Below are 3,002 nucleotides of genomic sequence, written 5' to 3'. Positions count from 1 at the left end.
TGGTGACCTACGTGCCCGAGCTGAGCCTGTGGTTCCCGCGCATGCTGGGCATGCTCTGACACCTGCCTGAATCCCTCCGAGGAGGGAGCAGCAAGCGCCGGCCCGTGCCGGCGCTTTGCCTTTTATCCACCTGCAACTCCCTTGCCGCCCGGGCCCGTGCAGGGCGCCGGCGGCCGGCACGCCATGCGAATCGACGACCTGCGAATTTCCTCCCGCCTGGTGCTGGGCTTCGCCCTGCTGGGGCTGATGGTGCTGGCCATGGTGGCGGCGGTGTGGCTGCAGCTGTCGGCCATGACCGGGCTGCTCGGCGACGTGGCCGGCACGCGCATGCCGCGCATGGTGGCGGCCAATGCCATCAAGGAAGAGGTGCTGGGCATCGGCACCAGCGTGCGCAACATGATCCTGATGAGCGAGAGCTCCGCCATCATGGCCGAGGGCGAGCGCATCGTGGCCACACAGCGGCGTATCGACCAGCACTTCGCCGAGCTGGACCGATTGCTCGCCGGCGACGCCGCCGCGCAGACCGTGCTGGCCCAGGTGCAGGCCGCGCGCAAGGTGTACGAGCCGCTGCAGGAAGAGGCACGCGACCTGTCCGCCTCGGGCCAGGTGTTCGACGCCAAGGAGCTGCTGGTTGAGAAGATGCACCCGGCGCAGCAGGCCTACCTGGGTGCCATCGACACGCTGCTGGCGCAGCAGCAGGGCCAGCTGGAGCAGGCCACCGGCGCCACCGAGCGCGCGGCCACCAGCGTGCGCAGCGTGCTGTGGGGCGTGCCGCTGGTGCTGCTGGTGCTGGGCGCCGCGCTGGCGTGGTGGATCACGCGCTCCATCAGCGTGCCGCTGCGCCAGGCGGTGCGCGTGGCGCGCTCCGTGGCGGCAGGACGCCTGAGCGAGCCCATCCAGGCCAGCGGCCGCAACGAGGTGGCCCAGCTGCTGCTGGCGCTGAAAGACATGCAGGGCGCGCTGGCTGGCGTGGTCACTCACGTGCGCCAGGGCGCGCACAGCGTGCTGGGCGCCAGCACCGAGATCACGCAAGGCAACATCGACCTGTCCAACCGCACCGAATCGCAGGCCGCGGCGCTGCAGCAGACCTCCGCCTCCATGCAGGAGCTGCGCCACGCCGTGGACCTGAACGCCGACAGCGCCCAGCAGGCCGACGCCCTGGCACGCGAAGCCAGCGCCGTGGCCGAGCGCGGCGGCGCCGTGGTTGGCGAGGTGGTGCAGACCATGCGCGGCATCGACTCCGCCAGCCGGCGCATCGGCGACATCATCGGCGTCATCGACGGCATCGCCTTCCAGACCAACATCCTGGCGCTCAATGCCGCCGTGGAAGCCGCCCGCGCCGGCGAGCAGGGCCGGGGCTTTGCCGTGGTGGCCGGCGAGGTGCGCCAGCTGGCCCAGCGCAGCGCCGAGGCAGCGCGCGAGATCAAGGCGCTGATCGCCGACAGCGCCGGCCAGGTGCAGCAGGGCACGCAGCTGGTGGACCGCGCCGGCGCCACCATGCACGAGGTGGTGGCGGCGATTGCCCGCGCCACGGCGCTCATGGGGGAGATCAGCCGCGCCAGCGACGAGCAGCGCGCCGGCGTGGCGCAGATCGGCGAGGCCATTGCGCAGATGGACCACGTCACCCAGCAAAACGCCGCGCTGGTGGAGCAGGTGGCGGCGTCGGCCGGCAGCCTGGGCAGCCAGGCACAGGAGCTGGTGAACGCCGTGGCGGTGTTCTGGGTGGACGAGGCTCAGGTCACGCCTGTCGGCTTGCTGAGACTATCGAATTGATAGCTGCCAGCGCTTGACTGGTAAGCGCTGGTGGCCTTTTTGATGCTTAAAACTTGAGGGCGCCTCAGGCCACCGTAATGGCCTTGGAGGCGCTGGTGCTCTGGCCGGCATCGTCCTTCCACAGCAGCTTCAGCTCGCCGCTGGCGCGCGCCACGAAGGTGAACTCGATGTAGGGGTTCTGCGCCACGGAAATGCCGGGCTCCCATGCGAACAGCAGGGCAGGTCCCAGGCGCGCCTCGAAGCGCGTGACGATGTTGCGCGGGCGGATCTTGCCGGCGCCATCGCTGCGCAGGCCGCTTTCCATGACGTGCTCGATCTGGGCGCGCACGCGCAGCACCTCGCCCGCCTTCGGGCTGGCGTTGCTGACCCAGACGCGGGGCGGTTTCTGATTCATGCGGGACTCCTTCTTGTCACATGCCGCAGCCGCTGGCGGCCACGGTGACGGCTTGGCTGGCGGCCAGCAGCCTGCCACTCTTCATGCGCGCCAGGGCATGGAGGGTCTGCGACTGCGACAGGCGCACGCGCACCGCGGCCTCGGCCGTGCCGGCGGCCGCCGTGAACTGCAGCCGGCAGGCTAGCGGCGAGGGGTTCAGGTCGGCCAGCACGATGATCTCCTCGCACCAGTCCTGCTCGGTGATGGGCAGAGTGACCTTCACTTTCACGGGCACGGCGCCGGGGTTGTCGGCCAGCGTGGGCACGTCCAGCAGCAGGCCCTCGGCCTGCGCCACGTGCCCCTGCGTGAAGTCGGCCATGGCCTTGCGGAACGCCGCCGGGTTGGGCGCCAGGGCATCGGCCAGCGGCGCCTTGCTCTGCGCCTGCGCCAGCGCCGCGCCCGGCAGGGCCAGCGCCGCGCCGGCAGCCATCAGCGCGCGGCGGGAAGGATGTCGTTGCATGTCGGTGAAATGAAAAAAGCGAGGGTGAAAACAGGCGCCGCCCCGTGCCAGCAGACGCCGTGGGTCCGGCTTCGCCGGCCCAGTGGCGTCGTCCCCCTTCCCGCGCGCAGCGCGAGAGAAGGGGGAGGCCGCGCAGCGGCTCAGGGGGTTGTCACAAGAAGTCTGCGAACTTGGAGCGCGCCCAGGCAAAGTCTTCTTTCACCAGATCGGCGGAGCGCACGTCCATGTCGATCTGGTTCTGGATGACCTGGCCCGTGGCGTCAACCTCGTACTCGAACTTGACCGAGATTTCTTCCTGCGGCTCGGTGTTGACCATCATGTAGCACAGGTTGTCGG

At 70.0% G+C, this 3,002-nt stretch carries 3 protein-coding genes and 1 pseudogene; 1 reads left to right on the top strand and 3 read right to left on the bottom strand.

Going from position 1 to position 3,002, the window contains the following annotated elements; translation table 11 throughout:
• Nucleotides 1-141: 141 nt before the first annotated feature.
• Nucleotides 142-1,773 carry a methyl-accepting chemotaxis protein gene (locus RT051_RS14540; protein ID WP_313077831.1) on the top strand — a complete coding sequence of 544 codons (1,632 nt, stop codon included), beginning with the start codon at nt 142-144 and terminating at the stop codon, nt 1,771-1,773.
• 64 nt (nt 1,774-1,837) lie between these two features.
• On the opposite strand, the gene RT051_RS14535 is transcribed toward RT051_RS14540, so the two are convergent.
• The 3 genes and pseudogenes from RT051_RS14535 to RT051_RS14525 all read right to left on the bottom strand — a co-directional run.
• Entirely contained in the window at nt 1,838-2,167 is a 330-nt protein-coding gene (locus RT051_RS14535; RefSeq protein WP_313077829.1) for a thiosulfate oxidation carrier complex protein SoxZ, read from the bottom strand.
• 16 nt (nt 2,168-2,183) lie between these two features.
• Entirely contained in the window at nt 2,184-2,666 is a 483-nt protein-coding gene (locus RT051_RS14530) for a thiosulfate oxidation carrier protein SoxY (RefSeq protein ID WP_313077827.1), read from the bottom strand.
• A 151-nt stretch (nt 2,667-2,817) separates the two neighbouring features.
• A pseudogene (locus tag RT051_RS14525) lies at nt 2,818-3,002 on the bottom strand (NAD(P)/FAD-dependent oxidoreductase); the annotation flags it as partial.

It is taken from the genome of Melaminivora sp., from assembly GCF_032059615.1.
GTDB lineage: Bacteria > Pseudomonadota > Gammaproteobacteria > Burkholderiales > Burkholderiaceae_C > Melaminivora.
This window is presented reverse-complemented; position numbering and strand designations above follow the sequence as displayed.

What these genes read in the sequence shown, in the direction of transcription:
- RT051_RS14535 (WP_313077829.1), bottom strand. Translation starts at nt 2,167, where the DNA reads ATGAATCAGAAACCGCCCCGCGTCTGGGTCAGCAACGCCAGCCCGAAG.
- RT051_RS14530 (WP_313077827.1), bottom strand. Translation starts at nt 2,666, where the DNA reads ATGCAACGACATCCTTCCCGCCGCGCGCTGATGGCTGCCGGCGCGGCG.